The organism is Sphingobium limneticum (assembly GCF_008710155.1).
Taxonomy (GTDB): Bacteria; Pseudomonadota; Alphaproteobacteria; order Sphingomonadales; family Sphingomonadaceae; genus Sphingobium; species Sphingobium limneticum.
Window position 1 is genome coordinate 352,181 of sequence record NZ_VYPZ01000002.1, and the last position, 18,372, is coordinate 370,552.

The window sequence follows — 18,372 nt, forward strand, 5'->3', positions numbered from 1 at the left end:
GCCATGGCCGACAGCATCCCCACCGAGACTCCCGACTTCAAGCGCCGCGGCGTGCTTTTCGTACTGTCCTCGCCCTCTGGCGCTGGCAAATCCACCATCGCGCGCAAGCTGCTGGCGGCCGAAACCGACCTGTCCATGTCGGTATCCGCGACGACGCGGCCGATGCGGCCGGGCGAAGTTGACGGCAAGGATTATCATTTCGTCGATCTGGAAGAATTTCGCCGGATGACGACGGACCATGAATTTCTGGAATGGGCGCATGTCTTTGGCCAGCGTTACGGCACGCCGCGCGCGCCCGTGGAAGCGATGCTGAAATCGGGCAAGGACGTCTTGTTCGACATCGATTGGCAGGGTGCGCAGCAGCTGCACCAGATTGCCGGTGGAGATGTCGTGCGCATCTTCATCCTGCCGCCGTCGATGGAAGAGCTGGAACGCCGCCTGCGTGGGCGCGCGACCGACAGCAACGAAGTGATCGAGGGCCGTATGGCGCGTGCCGCCGGAGAGATCGCGCATTGGGACGGCTATGACTATGTGCTGTGCAATGTCGATGCGGAGGCCTGTTTCCAGCAGGTCAGGACTATCCTGCACGCCGAACGGATGAAGCGCAGCCGCCAGACCGGCCTGATCGGCTTCATCCGCAAGCTGGGCCGTTACCACCAGGAAGATTGAGGGCTGCTGCATCCTTTATTCGTGCGCCTGAAACGCACGAATAGGACAGCTATTTCTCGAACCCGGCCGGGTCCGCCCAATCCGGGTGCGTCCAGGCCATCGCCTTGAACAAGGTCCCCATTTCCGCCTCGTCGGTCAGGCGGTGGCGGGCAGCTTCCACCTCCGCCGCGCGCGCCGGAGCGGTCGTCGCAAGCTGGGCGGCGCGGGCGTCTATCCCCAATTGTTGCAGGAAGGCGCCCTGCCCCACGGCCCCATGGACGCGAAGCCCCGCCTGACGCGCCATATTGCCGAGCACGGTGAAATCGACATGAGTGGTCAAATCCACCTCGCCCGGATCGGCGAAGGGGTCGGCAAACTGATGCGCCTTCACCGCCTGCAACGTGTCGCCCAGTGCCGGGCCTTCATAGCCATAGTCGATGATGATCGCGGCGCCGCCCTGCTTGGCGATACGATGGGCGAGCGCATAGGCGATGCCCGCGCCTACGATCGGCGATTCGATGATCGCGCCTTCCGGCGCATCCTTGGCGAAGGCCGGAAGGCCCGATTCGATGCGGCGATAGCCCGGAACGGCGATGAAGCGCCCCTCCTCCTCCCGGCTGATGACGACGCGTTCGCGCCATTCGTCGCCGACGCGGATGCACTGCCGCACCGGGAGCGCATCGAAAAATTCATTGGCGACGACCAGCAGCGGGCCGGTATCGGGCAGGCTGTCGATCGTGTCGTGATGGATGACATGGGGCAACAGCGCACGTTGCCTCTCACGCAGAGTGGGACTGGTTTCGACCAGATGCAGCTTGGGCGCCAGCGCGGCGCGATCCATGGCACGGATCGCATCGGACGCCAGCGTGCCGCGCCCTGGCCCCAGCTCGACATAAGCGGGATCGGCACGGCGGCCCGATCGCATCCAGACGTCGGCCAGCGCCAGCCCCACCAGTTCGCCGAACATCTGGCTGATTTCTGGTGCGGTGGTGAAGTCGCCTTCCGCGCCCAGCGGGTCGCGGGTGGCATAATAATGCTGGTTCGCCTCGCCGATATAATGGGCGACCGAGATCGGGCCGCCCGAGGCGATCTGGCCGGCGAGGCGCCGGGCCAGCGGCGGCATGTCAGCCGACACTGGCGCTGCCGGCCACCGGTTCGACGCGCAGACGGCGACCCTTGGCCGTGACGATCAGATAGAGGCCGCCCAGGATCATCGGCAGGCAGAGCCACTGGCCCATATGCAGGCCGGTGCGCGCGGCAAACTCCATCAACTGGGCGTCGGCCTCCCGGAAATATTCCACGGCGAAACGGAAGCAGCCATAGCCGAAGACGAAAATGCCCACGAGCATGCCCGGCTTGTAGCGCGCTTTCGTCTTCCAGAAAGCGAAGGCGAGGATCAGGAACAGGACGACGCCTTCCAGGGCGGCTTCGTACAGCTGGCTGGGGTGACGGGCAAAGGCCCCCCCGGTCGGGAAGATGATCGCCCAGGGTACGTCGGTTTCCTTGCCCCACAATTCGCCGTTCACGAAATTGGCGAGGCGGCCGAAGAACAGGCCGAAGGGTACGACGCAGGCGACATAGTCATGGATACGCAGCCAGCTGAGCTTTTCCTTCCACGCCATGTAGAGAATGCCGAGCGACACGCCGATCGCGCCGCCATGGAAGGACATGCCGCCATTCCACAATTTGAAGATATCAAGCGGATGGGCGAGGATTTCGGGCTGGTAGAAGATCACATAGGCCAGCCGCCCGCCGATGATGATGCCCAGCGTCGCGTAGAAGATCATGTCGTCGGCGTGACGCCGCGCCATCGGCGATCCGGGCTGATCGACCAGCTTTAGCAGATACCAATAGCCGATCAGGATGCCGGCCAGATAGGCGAGGCTGTACCATTTCAGCGTGAAGAAGCCCAGATTCAGGGCCACGGGGTTCAGCCCCAGATCTTCAAAGCGAATGGCGCCCGAAGCGGCGGCGGCGATATCCAGGATCAAAATGGCGTCCTCTTGGGAATTGGATTGCGGACATAGAACAAGCGCGCGGCAAGATGAAGGGGAAGCTGCGAACGGGACGCGGATTTGGCGAAGAAGGTGGGCGGAAAGGTCACTGGCCGAAGTTCACACCGTTGCACGGCTTTTTGGGCCGGAAGCGCTCACGAGGCTTTCGCCAAGCGCTCGCAAGGCCTTCGCGACGCGTCACCTCCTATATCGGCAGGGTCACATCGGCGCGACACATATGCGTCTGTGTTTGGGGCTGGGGAGTGTTGACGGGCCGTTGGAGAGTGAAGGCTTCATTGTGCAGGATAGATCAGAGAAAATCCTACATTGGAAGCGGGACGGATGCGCGCCGTCGGGTCGGGTGCATTCAAGATAGGGACGCTGTTACCCTCTCCCGCTTTCGCGGGAGAGGCAACGGAGACTTGGCAGCTTGCTGCCTAGTCGATGTCGGTGAGGGTCTTTCTTCTTCCTGGGCGATCATTTCCTGATAGCAAGAATAAAGACCCTCACCCAACCCTCTCCCGTGAAGACGGGAGAGGGCCACGATAAGACAGCCAACCGGCTTTCCGCCCAATCCGCCGCATCTCCCCAACACCCCCAAATGCAAAAGGGGCCGCCTTTTCAGGCAGCCCCTTTCATCCTCTCCCTGAAAACAGGGATGATCCGTCTAGCCTTATTCGGCCTTCGACTGGAGGTTCACCGCAGCATATTTGCCGCGACGATCGACTTCCAGTTCGAAGTCGAGGCGGTCGCCTTCATTCAGGGCGCCCATGCCGGCGCGTTCGACGGCGCTGATGTGGACGAAGGCGTCGGGCTGGCCGTCGTCGCGCTGGATGAAGCCGAAGCCCTTCATGGCGTTGAAGAACTTCACGGTGCCGCTGGAGCGTTCACCGGTCAGCTGACGCTGCGGACCACGATCGGGTGCACCACCAAAGCCACCGGCGCGCGGTTCGCGAGCTTCGCGCGGCGGGCCGCGATCGGTGACGGGGAGCGGTTCGCCGTCGATGACCAGATCGGTCGCCGACACCTTGCCACCGCGATCGACCAGCGTGAAGCCGAGCGGCTGACCTTCGGCCAGACCGGTCAGGCCGGCCTGTTCGACGGCGCTAATGTGCACGAACACGTCTTCGCCGCCATCGTCACGAACGATGAAGCCGAAACCCTTCTGGCCGTTGAAGAACTTAACAACGCCCTTGCCTTCGCCGACGACCTGAGCAGGCATGCCCCGGCCACCGCCGCCGCCACCGCCGCCGAAACCACCGCCGCCGCCGCCGAAGCCGCCGCGACCACCACCGCCGCCGCCGCCGAAGCCGCCACGGTCACCACCGCCGAAACCGCCACGGTCGCCGCCGAAGCCACCGCCGCCGCCGCCGAAGCGATCACCGCCGAAGCCACCACCGCCGCCGCCGAAGCCGCCACGATCGCCACCACCGTAGAAGTTGTCGTCGCCGAAACCGTCGCGCTTATCCTTGCCGCGCCCGCCGCGGCGACCTCTATCAAAACTCATGCCCTGTTAGTCACTTTCGCTTCGCCCCAAAGACAATCGGACAAACATGTCGGGCGAATGACATGCAGAATCCACCGCAAAGGCGGGTTTGGGAATCACTATATCAACTTTTCAGGGCAGCGCGAATGATTTTCACTGTTGTGGTCATGTTCCGTTCCAATAACGGAAAAATGCCGAATATTCCACCGCTCGGCGCAGGAATGCCGCGTTTCGCCGCAGCTTTCGTCACGGCAAAAGGGCCGATTGCGGTCGAACCGGTTTCGCCATAGAGGGGAAGCCATGACCGTGTATTTCCATGAAGAAGATTTGCCCGCCGGCGTCCTTGCCGCCGGCCCGATCGCCATCGACACCGAAACGATGGGGCTCATCACCCCACGCGACCGCCTGTGCGTGGTCCAGATCAGCGATGGCAAGGGCGACGAGCATCTCGTCCGCTTCAATCCCGGCAGCGATTATGCCGCGCCCAACCTGAAGGCGGTGCTGGCCGATCCGGAACGGTTGAAACTCTATCATTTCGGCCGGTTCGATATCGCCGCGATCAAACATTATCTGGGCGTGGTGGCAGCGCCCGTCTATTGCACCAAGATCGCGTCGCGCCTGATCCGCACCTATACCGACCGCCACGGCCTGAAGGAACTGGTCCGCGAATTGCTGGGCCAGGATATCAGCAAGCAGCAGCAGTCGAGCGACTGGGGCGGCCCGGTCCTGTCGGACGCGCAGAAGGATTATGCCGCGTCGGACGTGCGTTACCTCCACGCGCTAAAAGCCGAACTGGACAAGCGCCTGATCCGCGAAGGCCGTATGGAACTGGCCCAGGCCTGTTTCGATTTCCTGCCGCACCGGGCCGAACTCGATCTGGCCGGCTGGCCGGAAATCGACATTTTCGCGCATATGTAAGGGAGCAGACGCTTCGTGTCCGTCCAGGCCGATCAGCAACGCGACGTGCGCCGCCACTGGGCGCGGCCGGGCGGCACCCATGACCGTCTGGTCGGGCTGCTGAAAAACTGGTTGCCGGTCGCGGTCGGCGTGCTGGCCGCACTGCTGGCGACCGCGCCCTTCACGGGCGGCGACAAGGTCAGCTTCGTCCTCGACAAGAACAAGGTCGAGGTGGCGAAGGACCGGATGAGGCTGACCGAGGCGCTGTATCGGGGCGAGGACAGCAAGGGCCAGCCCTTCTCCCTGCGCGCCGGATCCGCCGTGCAGAAAAGCTCGCGCGAGCCGATCGTCGATCTCAATACACTGTCCGCGCGCATCCTGCTGACCGACGGCCCGGCCATGCTGACCGCCCAAAAGGGCCGATACGACATGGAAACCGAACGAGTCGGCATCCAGGGACCGGTGCAGTTCGAGGCATCGGGCGGCTATCGGCTGACCACGCGCGACGTCGGCGTAGACCTCAAGACCCGGCGGATGAAGAGTGCGGGCCGGGTCGATGGACGAATCCCGATCGGTACGTTCAGCGGCGACCATCTGGAAGCGGACATGAACGCGCGCACCGTGACATTGAATGGCCGGGCAAGCTTGCGCATCGAGCAAAATGGTCTCAAAGGGCGAAACTGATGAAACGCACCCTGATCCTGCTGTCGTCCGCCTTTGCGGGTACCGCCGCGCTGATGTTCGCCGGTGCGAGCGCACAGGTGTTCAAGAATCACGACAGCAACGCCCCGGTCAATTTCAACGCCGACCGGATCGAGGTGCAGGATCGCGCCGACCGCGTCGTCGTGTCGGGCAATGTCGTGGTGACGCAGGCCGGCATGACGCTGAACGCCGCGCGCATGACCGTGGCCTATAACAACCAGCCGGGCGGCGGCACCGGCACGGACGGGATCCAGATCAACCGGATCGATGCGTCGGGCAATGTCGTGGTGAACAAGGCGGACCAGACCGCGCGCGGCAATGTCGCCATCTACGACCTCAACAGCAAGCTGATCACCATGTTGGGCAATGTCACGCTGACGCAGGGGTCGAACAAGCTGACCGGCGGGCGGCTGGTGATGGACCTGAACAGCGGTCGATCGACGGTGGACGGCCGCTCTTCGGGCGGCGGCAGCGCCGGCACCGCGACCAGCCCGAGCGGGCGCGTATCGGGCACCTTCACGGTTCCGCAGCGCAAGAATTGAGGCGGGGCGCCGGACGAGCGCCTGCCATTTTCATGAAGAAAAGAAAGCGGGATCCCGGATCAAGTCCGGGATGACGTCTATCGTGCGTCTCCTATCAAGACATGATGAGGCCTATCCATAGGAAGCGTTCCCCGGCACAGGCCGGGGCCAGTTCACACCGTTTGACTGGACCCCGGCCTGCGCCGGGGAACGCGATGATTTGATGGACGCACTGCGTCATCGCGCTTTAAACGTGGCCCGTGCGCTTCGGGGCATGGGCCGATGCTGCCCCACGGCGTTACTGGCCAGCCAGGGCGTCCATGATCTGGCGCACCGGGGCGATGTCGTAGCCGGCAGCGGCGGCTTGGGCGGCCAGCACATCGCCATTGTCGCCGGCGCGGGCGCGGGTCAGCGCCCAAAGCAACGTGCTGCGCGTGCCCGAACGGCAGTAGGCGAGCAGCTTGCCGTCGCCGGCCTGTCCCAGCGCCTGCGCCATGCCGTCCAGTTGCCAGGGGGCAAAGCCGCCATGGGCGACCGGCACGGCCAGATAGGCGATGCCAGCCGCCTGCGCCGCCGCCTCGATCTCCGCGCCGTTGACCTGACCCGGCTCTTCATCGTCGGGACGATTGTTGATGATGAGGGTCACGCCCTGCGCCTTCGCCTCACCGACCTGCTCGACGCTGATCTGCGGGGATACGAGGATGCGGTCGGTCAGCTTGCGGAACATGGGCTTCTCCTTTTGCCAGCCCCATGCGCTCTGGAAGGCGAGCTTTCAAGATATTTGGTCAAAGGAAGGGCCGGATCGCGGCGAGGAAGGCGTCGCCCCAGGCGTCCAGTTTCTTCTGGCCGATGCCGCTGATATGGCTCATTTCGCGGATGGAGGAGGGACGCTGTTCCGCCATTTCACGCAACGTCGAATCGTGGAAGATTACATAGGGCGGCACGCCGGCCTCCTGCGCCAGTTCGCGGCGGCAGGCGCGCAGGGCGTCGAACAGCGGATCACCGACCGGGTTGGCATCGGCGCCATTGCGGGCGCTGCGCTTGCTGCGCCGCTCGCGCTTGGGCGGCATGAGGATGCGCACCTCCTCCTCCCCGCGCAGGATCGGCCGGGCATTGGGGCCGAGCATCAGCCCGCCATGTTCCGTCGTTTCCAGCGCATCGCGCACCAGCAGCGCGCGCGACACCGGGCGCAGCAGGGCGACCTCCTCCCCCGCGACGATGCCGTGGACGGAGATACGGTCGTGGCCGCGCTCGCGAATCTTGTCGTTGGGCGTGCCGGTCAGAACCGCCTCGATATGGCCGGCGCCGAAACTCTGCCCGGTGCGATAGACGGCGGACAGATATTTGCGTGCCGTCTCGGTCGCGTCGACGCTGGCCGGGGGCGTCAGGCAATTGTCGCAATTGCCGCAGGTGGCAGGCGGATGCTCGCCGAAATGGCGCAGCAGGATCGCCCGACGGCAGGTGGCGGTTTCGACGAGGGCGCCCAGCGCCGCGATGCGGGTGCGTTCGCCCGGCTGGCGGGCCGGCTCCAGCTCGGCGATGCGCATGCGGGCGCGGGCGAAATCCTCCGCCCCCCAGAAGAGATGCGCGACCGCCGGTTCGCCATCGCGGCCGGCGCGGCCCGATTCCTGATAATAGCCCTCGATCGATTTGGGCAGGCCGGCATGGGCGACGAAGCGCACGTCGGGCTTGTCGATGCCCATGCCGAAGGCGACGGTGGCGACCATCACCATATCTTCGCTGGCGATGAAGGCGGCCTGATTGGCGGCGCGCACCGCTGGCTCCATGCCGGCATGATAGGCGCGCACGGCCCGCCCGCCCCGCCCCAGCGTTTCAGCCAGCTTCTCGGTCGCGGCGCGGGTCTGGGCATAGACGACGCCCGGGCCGGGATTGGCGGCGACGAGGTCGGCCAGTTGGCGGGTCAGGCCGTCGCGCGGATGGACGGCATAGCGGATATTGGGCCGGTCGAAGCCGGAGATGATGAGGCCGTCGCGCGGGATGCCCAGTTGGACGAGGATATCCTCGCGCGTGTGCGCGTCCGCGGTGGCGGTGAGCGCCAGGCGCGGGACATCGGGAAATTCGTCCAGCAGCGGGCGCAGCAGGCGATAGTCGGGGCGAAAATCATGGCCCCATTCGGACACGCAATGGGCTTCGTCGATGGCGAAGAGGGCGATCTTCGTCGCGCGCAGCAGGTTGCGGAAATTTTCCTGACTGGCGCGTTCGGGCGCGACATAGAGCAGGTCGAGATCGCCATTGCGCAGGCGATCCTGCGTCTCGCGCCAGTCGGCGTCCACGCTGGTCAGGCTGGCGGCGCGCAGGCCCACCGCATTGGCGGCGCGCAACTGGTCGTGCATCAGCGCGATCAGCGGCGACACGACGATGCAGCAGCCGTCGAGCGCGGCGGAAGGCAGCTGATAGCAGAGCGACTTGCCCGCGCCGGTCGGCATGATCGCCAGCGTCGGCCGCCCCGCCATGACGCGGCCCACCACCTGTTCCTGCACGCCCCGAAAGGCGGTGAAACCGAAAATATCGTGGAGAAGCGTGGGGATGTCGCGCGCCATCGGGCGGCCTTAGCGGGTGCAGGGCGACGGGGCTAGGGGGTTGAGGACTATAGGGTGATCGAAGGGTGGGGATGGGTGGGAAGTGGACGTTTCTTACCCCTCTTCCCCGTGGGGGAGAGGGCTGCGTAGACTTGGCAGCTTGCTGCCTAGTCGGAGCTGGGTAAGGGGGACAACATCACGGGCATACGCCAATCTTGCGCCAGTCCCCCCTCATCCAACTTCGCCTAACCGCTACGCGGTAAGGCTTCGTATCCTTCTCCCTCCAGGGGAGAAGGATGGTCCGCTTCTGATCGCAAGCGAACCATCATCGTTACTCCCCTGACGGGGGAGGATCACGGCCGTCTCAATCCATCACCCCACAGAGTCGAGCAGGCAGCCCCAGCCGGGTTTGAACCGCGCGGTCCGGCTTGCCAGCAAGGGGACGCTGGCCTGTACCGCGCGCTCATCCGGGAGGTCGGTGAGGCTTACCAGACCCATGCCCGGCTCCTTGTCGGCGTTGCAGCTGCCCATGGCGCGCCCTTCGACATAGCGGCAGGAGCAGCCGAGGCGCGCACCATAAGCGGCGCCGAGCCGGGCGCGGGCGCTCAGCGCCGTCCAGTGCCAAGCGAGCGCGCCCAGCAGCGCCAGAACGAGCAGCCCGCCCAATATCCACCATTTGCGTCGAACCAGCATGGCCCTTTTCGAATCCCTTCTGTAAGGGCGCGGCTTATGCAGATCGACAGTCGAATCGTAAAGCGCCTTGGGCTGGCGCTGGGGGTGGCCGGTGTCGTCGTGGCGGGCACGCTGGCCAGCCGCGCCGCGCCTATCGCCGATCCCGTCTACCGCGTGTCCAGCGATGCCGTGGTGGGCGAAAACGCCCTGCGCGGGGCGATCGATCCCTTGTTCGATGCGGATGCCATGGGGCAGACCCGCGCCCTGCTGGTGATGCGCGACGGGAAGGTGATTGCCGAGCGTTATGCGCCCGGTTTCGGGCCGGACACGAAGCTGCTGTCCTGGTCGATCGCCAAGAGCGTGACGGCGGTGCTGGTCGGCCTGATGGTGTCGGACGGGCGGCTGGCGCTCGACATGCCGGTGCCGGTCGCGGCCTGGAGCCAGCCGGGCGATCCGCGCGGCAAGATCACGCTGCGGCAATTGCTTCAGATGCGCTCGGGGCTGGACCATGTCGAGGATGGTGAGCCGATCACCAACGGCGACACGGTGCGGATGCTGTTTACGACGGGCGCGCAGGACATGCGCGCCTATGCCGAATCCAAGCCTTTGGCGCATCCGCCCGGCGCCGTTTTCTCCTATTCCACCGGCAGCAGCATCATATTGTCCGATCTGATGACCCGGATGCTGACCAACAGCAGCGATCCGGACGTGCGGCGGCGGGCGATGCAGATGTTCATCGACGGGCGGCTGAAGGCGCCGGGCAATCTGCCCAGTCTCACGCCGGAATATGATACGGCCGGCACGATGATCGGCGGCAGCATGCTGCACATGACCGCGCGCGATTATGGGCGCTTTGGCGAATTGCTGCGCAATGACGGGCGATCGCCCAACGGGCATCAGATCTTGCCGGAAAAATGGGTCGATTTCATGCGGGCGCCCTCCCCGCGCAATCCGGCCTATGGCGCGCATCTGTGGCTGAACCGCGATAGCAGCGACAGTGCGCTGATGCCGGGGCAGGCGCCCGCCAGCCTGTTCGGCTGCGTCGGGCATAACGGGCAATATATATTAGTTTCGCCCTCGCAGCGGCTGACGGTCGTGCGGATCGGCATGTCGCCGCACAAGGAACAGCGCGCCGCCGTGCGGGGCGCGCTGGCGAAGTTGATCGGGCTGTTTCCGGGTTAGGTCAACGGGCGGGACTGGACCCCGGCCTGCGCCGGGGAACAATGGTATCCTGCACGATACTCCGGGTTAGAGGAAGAAGCGCCCCTCGATCACCGTGCGGCATTGGCCGGTGAGGATGACGCGGTCGCCCGCCAGCGTGCAGCCAAGGCGGCCGCCCCGGGCCGAGGCCTGATAGGCGCTGATCTGCGTGCGGCCGAGGCGCTGCGCCCAGAAGGGGACGAGCAGGCTGTGGGCGGAGCCGGTGACGGGATCTTCATCCACGCCCCCACCCGGCACGAAGACGCGGCTGAGGATGTCGCTGTCGTCGCCCGGCGCGGTGGCGATCAGCATGACGTCGCCCAGCGGTTTCAGCGCGGCGAAGTCGGGCGTCAGGGCGCGGACCGCTGCGGCGTCGGGGAAGAGGAAGAGGCTGTAGCCGCCATCGCGCCAGTGGGATTCGATCGGCTGACCACCAAGGCCGGCGGCAAGATCCGGCAGCGCTTTGGCCGCCATGGGCCAGGCAGGCAGCGAGAGGGCATAGCCATCCCCGTCGCGGGTTACGGTCAGGATGCCGGACTGGCGGGTACGGAAGCGGATCGAATCGCCATTGATCAGGACATGGCCGCTGGCCAGCGTGGCATGGCCGCATAGCTTCACCTCCACCGTGGGCGTGAACCAGCGCAGTGCGTAATCGGCCTCCGGGTCTTCCGGCGTCGGCACGGTGAAGGCGGTTTCGGACAGGTTGTTTTCTTCGGCGATGGATTGCAGCGTGGCGTCGTCCAGCCAGGCATCCAGCGGAATGACCGCAGCGGGATTGCCGGTGAAGGGCGCGTCGGCAAAAGCATCGACCTGGGTAAAGGGCAGGCTGGTCATGGGCATATCCTGTCGGCTGTGATGCCCCGTGATGCCCCGCCTGTCGTCAGGGAGACAGGGCCGCAGGCGTGGCAATGGCCTGCCCCTTCGCCAGATATGAAATGGGCCAGCCATGTCGCCATGGCTGGCCCGTGTCGCGGCTTTGAGGGGACGTTTTGACCGTCAATCCGCGCTTTTAAATCACAGCGTTTCTGCAAGAAAAACGCTGCGACGCGTGGTGACGCTCCCCAGGCTTACGCTCTGCCGCTCGCCCTCCCGCGGGCGATGAGCGTCATCATAGCGTAACAGGGGCGAGTCGTCTCGCCGCCGGAAGAGATTGGGCGCGCGATTGGCGCGGTTCGGCGTGTCAGTCCCCGGCCGGCTCGCCGCATTGGGCACGGTGGAGCAGCTTCTGGTCGGCCAGCACCAGCGCCATCATCGCTTCGACCACGGGCACGCCGCGGATGCCGACGCAAGGGTCGTGGCGCCCCTTGGTGATGATCTCCGACGCTTCGCCTTCGCGGGTGACGGTTTCGACCGGGATCAGGATGGAGCTGGTCGGCTTGAAGGCGATACGGACCTTGATCGGCTGACCGGTGGCGATGCCGCCGGCGATGCCCCCAGCGTGGTTGGCGAGGAAGACCGGGCCATCATTGGGCTGTTCGGGATTGGGCCGCATCGGGTCCGCATTCTGCTCGCCGCGCAGACGGGCGGCGGCGAAACCGTCGCCGATCTCCACGCCCTTGACCGCATTGATGCTCATCATCGCGGCGGCGAGTTCGCTATCCAGCTTGGCATAGAGCGGCGCGCCCCAGCCGGCCGGGACTCCGCTGGCGACGCATTCCACGACCGCGCCGATGGACGATCCATCCTTGCGCGCGCCGTCGACCAACACTTCCCAACGCGCAGCGGCAGCGGGATCGGGGCAGAAGAAAGGGTTCTGGCCGATCTGCGAAGCGTCGAAATTGGCGTAGTCGATGGCGTCGCCACCGATTTCGCTGACATAGGCGAAGATATCGACTTCGGGGATGACCGCACGGGCGACCGCGCCGGCCGCAACCCGGCTGGCGGTTTCGCGCGCCGAGGAGCGCCCGCCACCACGATAGTCGCGAAAGCCATATTTGGCGTCATAGGCATAGTCGGCATGGCCGGGGCGATAGGCCTTGGCAACGTCCGAATAATCCTTCGAGCGCTGGTCGGTATTCTCGATCATCAGGCTGATCGGCGTACCCGTGGTGCGCCCGTCGAAAACGCCCGACAGGATGCGCACCTCGTCCGCCTCGCGCCGCTGGGTGGTGAATTTGGAGGTGCCGGGCTTGCGCAGGTCGAGCCAGGGCTGAATATCCGCCTCGCTCAAGTCCAGCCCCGGAGGACAGCCATCCACCACCGCGCCGATGGCAGGACCATGGCTCTCGCCCCAGGTGGTGAAGCGGAAAACGCGACCGAAACTGTTGAAACTCATGCGCCCCTCTCCCCATGGGGGAGAGGGAGGGGCCCGCTCGGCGCAGCCGAGTGGGAGGGTGAGGGGATTTCGCGCACCGTCATCAAAATTGCCTCCAACACTCCTTCCAGAGTGTCCATCACATCCGCATTGCCGAAACGCAGAATACGGAATCCCTCTCTTTCCAGAATTCCGGTGCGATGTCGGTCGCTGGCTTCCCTAACGGCATGGTCGTCGCCGTCAACTTCGATCACCAACTTGACCTCAGCGGCGTAAAAATCCGCGATGTAGCCAGCCAGCCATACCTGACGGCGAAATTTGATGCCGCCCAACTGACGGTCGCGCAGTTTCGACCAGAGCCGTTTTTCCGGCTCGGTCGGATCGCGTCGCATGGCGCGGACTCGGTTCAGCGAGTCTGGTTTATCAGGATCGGGTCGTCGCATAGCCCCCTCACCCTCCCACCGCTTCGCGGCGGGCCCCTCCCTCTCCCCCAAAAGGGGAGAGGGGTTATAGCTCACTTATCCAGTGCGATATCCGGTGCGTCTTCGGCCTTCATGCCGATGACGTTGTAGCCCGCGTCGACATGGTGGATTTCGCCGGTCACGCCGGACGCCAGATCCGACAACAAATACAGGCCCGCGCCGCCGACATCCTCGATCGTCACGTTGCGGCGCAGCGGCGAGTTCAGCTCGTTCCATTTCAGAATATAGCGGAAGTCGCCGATGCCGCTGGCGGCCAGCGTCTTGATCGGGCCGGCCGAGATGGCGTTGACGCGGATATTTTCAGGCCCCAAGTCCATCGCCAGATATTTGACTGAGGTTTCCAGCGCCGCCTTGGCCACGCCCATGACGTTATAATGGGGGATGACCTTTTCCGCGCCATAATAGCTTAGCGTCAGCAGGCTGCCGCCATCCTTCATCAGCTTGCGCGCGCGCGCCGTGACGGCGACGAGGCTGTAGACCGAAATGTTCATGGTCAGCAGGAAATTGTCGAGGCTGGTGTCGGCATAGAGGCCGCGCAGTTCATTCTTGTCGGAGAAACCGATGGCGTGGACCACGAAGTCCAGCTTGCCCCAGCGCGCTTCGATCTCGGCAAAGGCGGCGTCCAGCTTGTCCATGTCGGACACGTCGCAATCGATCAGGAAATCCGACCCGACCTGCTCCGCGAGCGGGCGGACGCGCTTGGCGAGGGCATCGCCCTGATAGGAAAAGGCGAGTTCCGCGCCCTGTGCGTGCAGTTGCTGGGCGATACCCCAAGCCAGCGACTTGTCATTCGCCAGCCCCATGATGAGCCCACGCTTTCCTGCCATCAAGCCTGTCATAATCTTATTCCGTTCCCTTCGTCCTGCGCGATCGGCTGCTCATCCTCTTCGGGGAATTCCGCCAGCGCCGCGTTCAATTCCGCGCCAATTACCACGCCAAGCCCGACGAGAAAGAAAAAAATGAGGGTGATCATGACACCGGCCAAGCTGCCATAGGTCCGGCCATAGCCGCCCAGCAGCGACAAAGTGGGCGGCAACAGCAAGGTCGTACCATACCACCAGAGCGACGTCGCGACTGCGCCGGGCCATTTGGGGAAGCGGCGCGACTTGTAGGCGGTGGGGGTCAGGGCCACGAACAGCGACCAGAGGGCGAGGCACAATATCCCCATCGGCACCAGCTTTGCCGAGGCGACCAGCGCGATCGCATCGTCCGCCCAGGGGAGGATCTGATGCAGGAACTGGTCGACGCCGGTGATCGCGACCTGAAGCGAGAAGGCAAACATGACCAGGAAAACGCTGACCAAGGTGATGCCGATCGCACCCAGGCGATAGCGCCAGAAGGGCTTGGTGCTTTTGGTGCCGTAGGCGCGGCGCAATATGTCGCGGATCGTTTCGATCAGGCTGCCCACGGTCCACAGACCCACGACGCCGCCCAGCCAGAGCAAGGGGCCGCTACGTGCGGTCAGCACATCGTTGATCGGCTGGCGCACCACATCGGCCACGCCGCGCGGCACGGTATAGAGAAAGGCGTTGACCGCCTGCACGCCATCGTCGGTGCGGCCGAAGATGCTGGCCACCGCTGCTGCGACGATGAAGAAGGGAAACAGCGTCATCAGCGACAGATAGGCGAGGTTTCCCGCATGGATGAAGCCGTCGCTATAGGTGCCGACCGCGACGCGCTTGACGACTTCGAACGGCTGCGTGCCCGGCCGCACCCGATCCATCTGCCGATGGAAACGGGCGCGCGCCTCCTGCGCCATTTCACGGCGTTGCTCGGGCGACAGGGGCGAAGGCATCGGCATCTGCGCCGCCTAACGCATCAGACGCCCAGATGGGCGCGCACGGCCCGCTGGTCCTGCCAGCTTTCGACCAGCGCCTGGATCGCTGGATCATCCGCCGGCACGTCGATCTGGAGCGTGACCAACTGGTCGCCGCGCTGGCCATCCTTGCCGGTAAAGCCCCGCCCGCGCAGGCGCAGCGTCTTGCCGGAGGTCGCGCCCGCCGTCACGCCCAGCATCACCGGGCCATCGACGGTCGGCACCTTGACCTTGCCGCCCTTCACCGCCTCATCCAAGGTGATGGGCAGGTCGAGCAGCACATTGTCGCCGTCCCGCCGGAAGAAGGGATGCGATTTCACCTCGACCGTGACGATCGCGTCGCCCGCGCCGCCGGGGCCGGCCTGCCCCTTGCCGGACAGGCGCATCTGCGTGCCCGTCTCGACGCCGGCGGACAGTTTGAGGTCGATCGTCTTGCCGTCCTGCAAGGTGATGCGTTGCGGCGCCAGGGTCGCGGCATCGACGAACTGGACGGCCAGGCGATAGGCGACATTGGCGCCCTTTTGCGGCGGCGCCTGCCGGCCGAAACCGCCACCGCCAAAGCCGCCACCCGCGCGGCGACCGGCGCCGCCGAACAGGCCTTCGAAGATATCGCCGAAATCCGCGCCGCCGGATTCGAAGCCGCCGCCGGACGGACCCCGCCCACCGCCGCCGCCGCCAAAGCCGAAGGGCGCGGCGGGATTGCCTTCGCCGTCGATTTCGCCGCGGTCGAACCGGGCGCGCTTGTCCTTGTCGGACAGCAGGTCATAGGCGTTGGTCACGGCGGAGAATTTGTCCGCCGCCTTTGGGTTGTCCTTGTTCTTGTCCGGATGCAGCTCCTTGGCGAGCTTGCGATAGGCGGACTTGATTTCCGCCTCGGTCGCGCTGCGGGTCACACCCAATAGGGAATAGGGATCGGCCATTTTCTTACCTGTTGCACAAAAGCATCACTTGGCGACTATGTGGACGATGCGGCCCCGACATTCAAGCTGCCGATCATTCGGGGCGCCGCATAACCCGAACAGGGTATGCGCCGAATTCCGCCTTTTCCTAAAGGCCGGCCGGGGGCTGCGGCTCCGGACATCTTTGGGGGGAATCCGACTTATGCGTTTTTACAGGGGAATTTTGCTGGGTGCGACGGCGGCCATGGGGATGGTCATTGCCGGTGCGGCCGGGGCGCAGACCACGGTCACGCCACCGACCCAGGCGGACATCGATCATCTGTCCAGCCTGTTCCGGATCAGCGTCCAGCTGACCACCGCAGGCGGCGTGCCGCTCTATGATACCTATGGGCTGAACATCGCATCGCGCAGCTATGAATTCATGGACCCGGTCCGGCTGCGCGAACGCTATGTCCGCAACGGCGTGTCGCTGTACAATGACCGGGCAGCGGTGTCCGGCGTCATGGATTTCCGTGGCCTTCTGATCCAGGGCGCCTACGCCGCCAACAGCACCAGCTTCACCATCCGCATCCCCGCGCTGGATGAGGCGGGCGAGCGCTATACCAGCGTCTTTACCGGCCGGACCCGCGACGAAGCCTATGCGCAGTTCGACAGCTATCTGGACGATATCGACGGGCCGGACGCCGAACGGCTGGTCCGCGCCATGCTGCGCGCGCTGGCGCGTACGTCGCCGATCGATCCGCTGGCGGGCAATCCGGGGTCGGTACAGGGATCGCTGGTCCGCGCCAGCATGGATCTGTCGTCGGGCGATTCGGCGATCGAACAGGATGCGGCAAGCGGCGGCAGCAATACCGCAGGCGACCCGTGGATCGTCGGCGCCAATTATGGCTGGGGTTCGTCCAATGGCGGCCGGTACGACATCAAGCGGATCGACGCGCGCGTCGCCCGCAGCTTCCGCCTGGGCGAAGGTGGCCGCGCACTGCTGAAAATCGATTCGCCGGTCAGCTATTCCGAAGTGAACGGCGCGCGCGCCGTCACCGCCCAGTTCGGCGTCGGGGTGGAAGTGCCCGTGATCGCGCAGCGTTGGTCGCTGGAACCGCGCGTGGGCTATGGCATCACCGCGTCCGACCAGATCGGATCGCTGGGCCATATGCTGTCCACCACGGTCGCCAGCCGCTTCGTGGTCGGCAATGTCGGTCGTGGCCGCATCGTCATCGGCAATATGGTGGGCTATACCCAGACGCTGGGTACCGGCTTTGCCGGCTACAACATCAATCCGGGCCTGAAGAACTGGGCGTTCCGCAACGGGCTGGCCTATGATCTGCCGCTCAAATTCCGGGGCCTGGGCCGCAATACGTCGATGCGCGCCAGCTATACCTTCACCAACTATGCGGGCGACGACCTGTATTTCAACAAGTTCCACGAATTCGGCCTGTCGCTGGGCCTGCGTGGGCGTGAGGAATCGGCGCGCAATGCCCGCGACCTCATCCGCCTGAACCTGGGCCTGACCAAGGCTAAGGATTATAGCAGCTGGTCGGCGGGTCTGGGCTTCCGCTTCTGATCTAAACAGCATAGCCGGGGCGGGTGCAGCCGTCCCGGATATAGCCTTCATCGGCAGGCCGTTAAGAACAGGCGCTTATCGACAGGAAGACGCCACAGCCCTACAGGTCGGGCATGACCGATCCCTTCGCCCTTTTCGACGACTGGTACGCGCAGGCGCGCGACACCGAACTCAACGACAGCAATGCCATGGCGCTGGCCACCGCCGATGCGCGCGGGCGGCCGTCCGTCCGCATGGTGCTGCTCAAGGGGCATGGCCCGGACGGTTTCGTCTTCTACACCAATTTCGAGGGGCGCAAGGCCGGCGAGCTGCTGGACAATCCGCATGCCGCGCTGCTGTTCCACTGGAAGTCGCTGCGCCGCCAGATCCGGATCGAAGGATCGGTCGGCCCGGTCGACGATGCCACCGCCGACGCCTATTTCGCAACGCGCAGCCGCGACAGCCAGCTGGGCGCCTGGGCATCCGACCAGTCCCGCCCCCTGCCCGACCGCGCCACCTTCATGGACCGGTTCGACGCGGTCAGCGCCCGATTCGACGGCGCCCCGGTGCCGCGTCCGCCGCACTGGTCGGGCTTTCGCCTGACGCCCGAGCGGATCGAGTTCTGGCAGGATCGCGAACATCGGCTGCATGAGCGTCGCCTGTTCGAACGGACCGGAAGCGACTGGTCGCAGGGGCTGCTCTACCCCTGATATCCTGACGC

20 protein-coding genes are annotated in these 18,372 nt (G+C 65.1%); 8 read left to right on the top strand and 12 right to left on the bottom strand.

The window, feature by feature from the left end; genetic code table 11:
• Positions 1 to 3: 3 nt before the first annotated feature.
• Positions 4 to 669 (top strand): guanylate kinase, encoded by a 666-nt coding sequence (gmk, locus tag F4U94_RS04260; RefSeq protein WP_120251717.1) that lies wholly within the window; start codon positions 4 to 6, stop codon positions 667 to 669.
• 49 nt (positions 670 to 718) lie between these two features.
• On the opposite strand, the gene F4U94_RS04265 is transcribed toward gmk, so the two are convergent.
• From F4U94_RS04265 to F4U94_RS25320, 3 genes are all read right to left on the bottom strand, one after another.
• Entirely contained in the window at positions 719 to 1,771 is a 1,053-nt protein-coding gene (locus F4U94_RS04265; protein WP_120251716.1) for a class I SAM-dependent methyltransferase, read from the bottom strand.
• Position 1,772: 1 nt separating this feature from the next.
• Positions 1,773 to 2,639 (bottom strand): prolipoprotein diacylglyceryl transferase, encoded by an 867-nt coding sequence (gene lgt / locus F4U94_RS04270; RefSeq protein ID WP_120251715.1) that lies wholly within the window; start codon positions 2,637 to 2,639, stop codon positions 1,773 to 1,775.
• A 676-nt stretch (positions 2,640 to 3,315) separates the two neighbouring features.
• On the bottom strand, positions 3,316 to 4,149 hold the full coding sequence (locus F4U94_RS25320) for a cold-shock protein (protein WP_120251714.1): 834 nt from the start codon (positions 4,147 to 4,149) through the stop codon (positions 3,316 to 3,318).
• Positions 4,150 to 4,274: 125 nt separating this feature from the next.
• Here F4U94_RS25320 and F4U94_RS24295 point away from each other — a divergent pair, with 125 nt between their 5' ends.
• From F4U94_RS24295 to F4U94_RS04290, 4 genes are read left to right on the top strand one after another with little or no spacing between them, the layout of a single operon-like run.
• On the top strand, positions 4,275 to 4,418 hold the full coding sequence (locus tag F4U94_RS24295; RefSeq protein ID WP_170271904.1) for a hypothetical protein: 144 nt from the start codon (positions 4,275 to 4,277) through the stop codon (positions 4,416 to 4,418).
• Positions 4,419 to 4,428: 10 nt separating this feature from the next.
• A complete protein-coding gene (locus tag F4U94_RS04280) occupies positions 4,429 to 5,046 on the top strand; it encodes a ribonuclease D (protein WP_120251713.1) in 618 nt (205 codons plus the stop codon).
• A 15-nt stretch (positions 5,047 to 5,061) separates the two neighbouring features.
• The gene (locus F4U94_RS04285) at positions 5,062 to 5,709 is read left to right on the top strand and encodes an LPS export ABC transporter periplasmic protein LptC (RefSeq protein ID WP_120251712.1); all 648 of its coding nucleotides are present in this window, start codon (positions 5,062 to 5,064) and stop codon (positions 5,707 to 5,709) included.
• Positions 5,709 to 6,269, top strand: coding sequence for an LptA/OstA family protein (locus tag F4U94_RS04290; protein WP_120251711.1), 561 nt, complete (start codon positions 5,709 to 5,711; stop codon positions 6,267 to 6,269). The genes F4U94_RS04285 and F4U94_RS04290 overlap by 1 nt, the downstream gene beginning before the upstream one ends.
• 277 nt (positions 6,270 to 6,546) lie before the next feature.
• On the opposite strand, the gene F4U94_RS04295 is transcribed toward F4U94_RS04290, so the two are convergent.
• From F4U94_RS04295 to F4U94_RS04305, 3 genes are all read right to left on the bottom strand, one after another.
• Positions 6,547 to 6,975 carry a protein tyrosine phosphatase family protein gene (locus tag F4U94_RS04295; RefSeq protein ID WP_120251710.1) on the bottom strand — a complete coding sequence of 143 codons (429 nt, stop codon included), beginning with the start codon at positions 6,973 to 6,975 and terminating at the stop codon, positions 6,547 to 6,549.
• 58 nt (positions 6,976 to 7,033) lie between these two features.
• Positions 7,034 to 8,809, bottom strand: coding sequence for a DNA helicase RecQ (gene recQ / locus F4U94_RS04300; RefSeq protein WP_120251709.1), 1,776 nt, complete (start codon positions 8,807 to 8,809; stop codon positions 7,034 to 7,036).
• 351 nt (positions 8,810 to 9,160) lie between these two features.
• The gene (locus F4U94_RS04305; protein ID WP_120251708.1) at positions 9,161 to 9,481 is read right to left on the bottom strand and encodes a hypothetical protein; all 321 of its coding nucleotides are present in this window, start codon (positions 9,479 to 9,481) and stop codon (positions 9,161 to 9,163) included.
• Positions 9,482 to 9,517: 36 nt separating this feature from the next.
• Between F4U94_RS04305 and F4U94_RS04310 the strand changes: the two genes are divergently transcribed.
• Positions 9,518 to 10,642: a serine hydrolase domain-containing protein gene (locus F4U94_RS04310; RefSeq protein WP_120251707.1), complete on the top strand. Its 1,125-nt coding sequence runs from the start codon at positions 9,518 to 9,520 to the stop codon at positions 10,640 to 10,642.
• A gap of 66 nt (positions 10,643 to 10,708) precedes the next feature.
• On the opposite strand, the gene F4U94_RS04315 is transcribed toward F4U94_RS04310, so the two are convergent.
• From F4U94_RS04315 to F4U94_RS04340, 6 genes are all read right to left on the bottom strand, one after another.
• Positions 10,709 to 11,494: a PhzF family phenazine biosynthesis protein gene (locus tag F4U94_RS04315; RefSeq protein WP_120252299.1), complete on the bottom strand. Its 786-nt coding sequence runs from the start codon at positions 11,492 to 11,494 to the stop codon at positions 10,709 to 10,711.
• Between the two features lie 346 nt (positions 11,495 to 11,840).
• Positions 11,841 to 12,935: a chorismate synthase gene (gene aroC / locus F4U94_RS04320; RefSeq protein WP_120251706.1), complete on the bottom strand. Its 1,095-nt coding sequence runs from the start codon at positions 12,933 to 12,935 to the stop codon at positions 11,841 to 11,843.
• Entirely contained in the window at positions 12,932 to 13,357 is a 426-nt protein-coding gene (locus F4U94_RS04325) for an endonuclease domain-containing protein (RefSeq protein ID WP_282957465.1), read from the bottom strand. The genes aroC and F4U94_RS04325 overlap by 4 nt, the downstream gene beginning before the upstream one ends.
• A 71-nt stretch (positions 13,358 to 13,428) precedes the next feature.
• Positions 13,429 to 14,235 (bottom strand): enoyl-ACP reductase FabI, encoded by an 807-nt coding sequence (gene fabI / locus F4U94_RS04330; RefSeq protein WP_120251705.1) that lies wholly within the window; start codon positions 14,233 to 14,235, stop codon positions 13,429 to 13,431.
• On the bottom strand, positions 14,232 to 15,197 hold the full coding sequence (locus tag F4U94_RS04335) for a YihY/virulence factor BrkB family protein (RefSeq protein WP_172598809.1): 966 nt from the start codon (positions 15,195 to 15,197) through the stop codon (positions 14,232 to 14,234). Before F4U94_RS04335 ends, fabI begins: the two co-directional genes overlap by 4 nt.
• Positions 15,198 to 15,214: 17 nt before the next feature.
• Entirely contained in the window at positions 15,215 to 16,132 is a 918-nt protein-coding gene (locus tag F4U94_RS04340) for a DnaJ C-terminal domain-containing protein (protein WP_120251704.1), read from the bottom strand.
• 181 nt (positions 16,133 to 16,313) lie between these two features.
• Here F4U94_RS04340 and F4U94_RS04345 point away from each other — a divergent pair, with 181 nt between their 5' ends.
• Together F4U94_RS04345 and pdxH are read left to right on the top strand one after the other, a co-directional pair.
• Entirely contained in the window at positions 16,314 to 17,672 is a 1,359-nt protein-coding gene (locus F4U94_RS04345) for a hypothetical protein (RefSeq protein WP_120251703.1), read from the top strand.
• A gap of 113 nt (positions 17,673 to 17,785) precedes the next feature.
• Positions 17,786 to 18,361 (top strand): pyridoxamine 5'-phosphate oxidase, encoded by a 576-nt coding sequence (gene pdxH / locus F4U94_RS04350; protein ID WP_150411845.1) that lies wholly within the window; start codon positions 17,786 to 17,788, stop codon positions 18,359 to 18,361.
• Positions 18,362 to 18,372 lie beyond the last annotated feature (11 nt).

Excerpts from the sequence above, each read along its gene's own strand:
- gmk (WP_120251717.1), top strand. The coding sequence starts at position 4 with ATGGCCGACAGCATCCCCACCGAGACTCCCGACTTCAAGCGCCGCGGC.
- F4U94_RS04265 (WP_120251716.1), bottom strand. The coding sequence starts at position 1,771 with ATGCCGCCGCTGGCCCGGCGCCTCGCCGGCCAGATCGCCTCGGGCGGC.
- F4U94_RS25320 (WP_120251714.1), bottom strand. The coding sequence starts at position 4,149 with ATGAGTTTTGATAGAGGTCGCCGCGGCGGGCGCGGCAAGGATAAGCGC.
- F4U94_RS24295 (WP_170271904.1), top strand. The coding sequence starts at position 4,275 with ATGATTTTCACTGTTGTGGTCATGTTCCGTTCCAATAACGGAAAAATG.
- F4U94_RS04280 (WP_120251713.1), top strand. The coding sequence starts at position 4,429 with ATGACCGTGTATTTCCATGAAGAAGATTTGCCCGCCGGCGTCCTTGCC.
- F4U94_RS04290 (WP_120251711.1), top strand. The coding sequence starts at position 5,709 with ATGAAACGCACCCTGATCCTGCTGTCGTCCGCCTTTGCGGGTACCGCC.
- F4U94_RS04295 (WP_120251710.1), bottom strand. The coding sequence starts at position 6,975 with ATGTTCCGCAAGCTGACCGACCGCATCCTCGTATCCCCGCAGATCAGC.
- recQ (WP_120251709.1), bottom strand. The coding sequence starts at position 8,809 with ATGGCGCGCGACATCCCCACGCTTCTCCACGATATTTTCGGTTTCACC.
- F4U94_RS04305 (WP_120251708.1), bottom strand. The coding sequence starts at position 9,481 with ATGCTGGTTCGACGCAAATGGTGGATATTGGGCGGGCTGCTCGTTCTG.
- F4U94_RS04310 (WP_120251707.1), top strand. The coding sequence starts at position 9,518 with ATGCAGATCGACAGTCGAATCGTAAAGCGCCTTGGGCTGGCGCTGGGG.
- F4U94_RS04315 (WP_120252299.1), bottom strand. The coding sequence starts at position 11,494 with ATGACCAGCCTGCCCTTTACCCAGGTCGATGCTTTTGCCGACGCGCCC.
- aroC (WP_120251706.1), bottom strand. The coding sequence starts at position 12,935 with ATGAGTTTCAACAGTTTCGGTCGCGTTTTCCGCTTCACCACCTGGGGC.
- F4U94_RS04325 (WP_282957465.1), bottom strand. The coding sequence starts at position 13,357 with ATGCGACGACCCGATCCTGATAAACCAGACTCGCTGAACCGAGTCCGC.
- fabI (WP_120251705.1), bottom strand. The coding sequence starts at position 14,235 with ATGACAGGCTTGATGGCAGGAAAGCGTGGGCTCATCATGGGGCTGGCG.
- F4U94_RS04335 (WP_172598809.1), bottom strand. The coding sequence starts at position 15,197 with ATGCCGATGCCTTCGCCCCTGTCGCCCGAGCAACGCCGTGAAATGGCG.
- F4U94_RS04340 (WP_120251704.1), bottom strand. The coding sequence starts at position 16,132 with ATGGCCGATCCCTATTCCCTATTGGGTGTGACCCGCAGCGCGACCGAG.
- F4U94_RS04345 (WP_120251703.1), top strand. The coding sequence starts at position 16,314 with ATGCGTTTTTACAGGGGAATTTTGCTGGGTGCGACGGCGGCCATGGGG.
- pdxH (WP_150411845.1), top strand. The coding sequence starts at position 17,786 with ATGACCGATCCCTTCGCCCTTTTCGACGACTGGTACGCGCAGGCGCGC.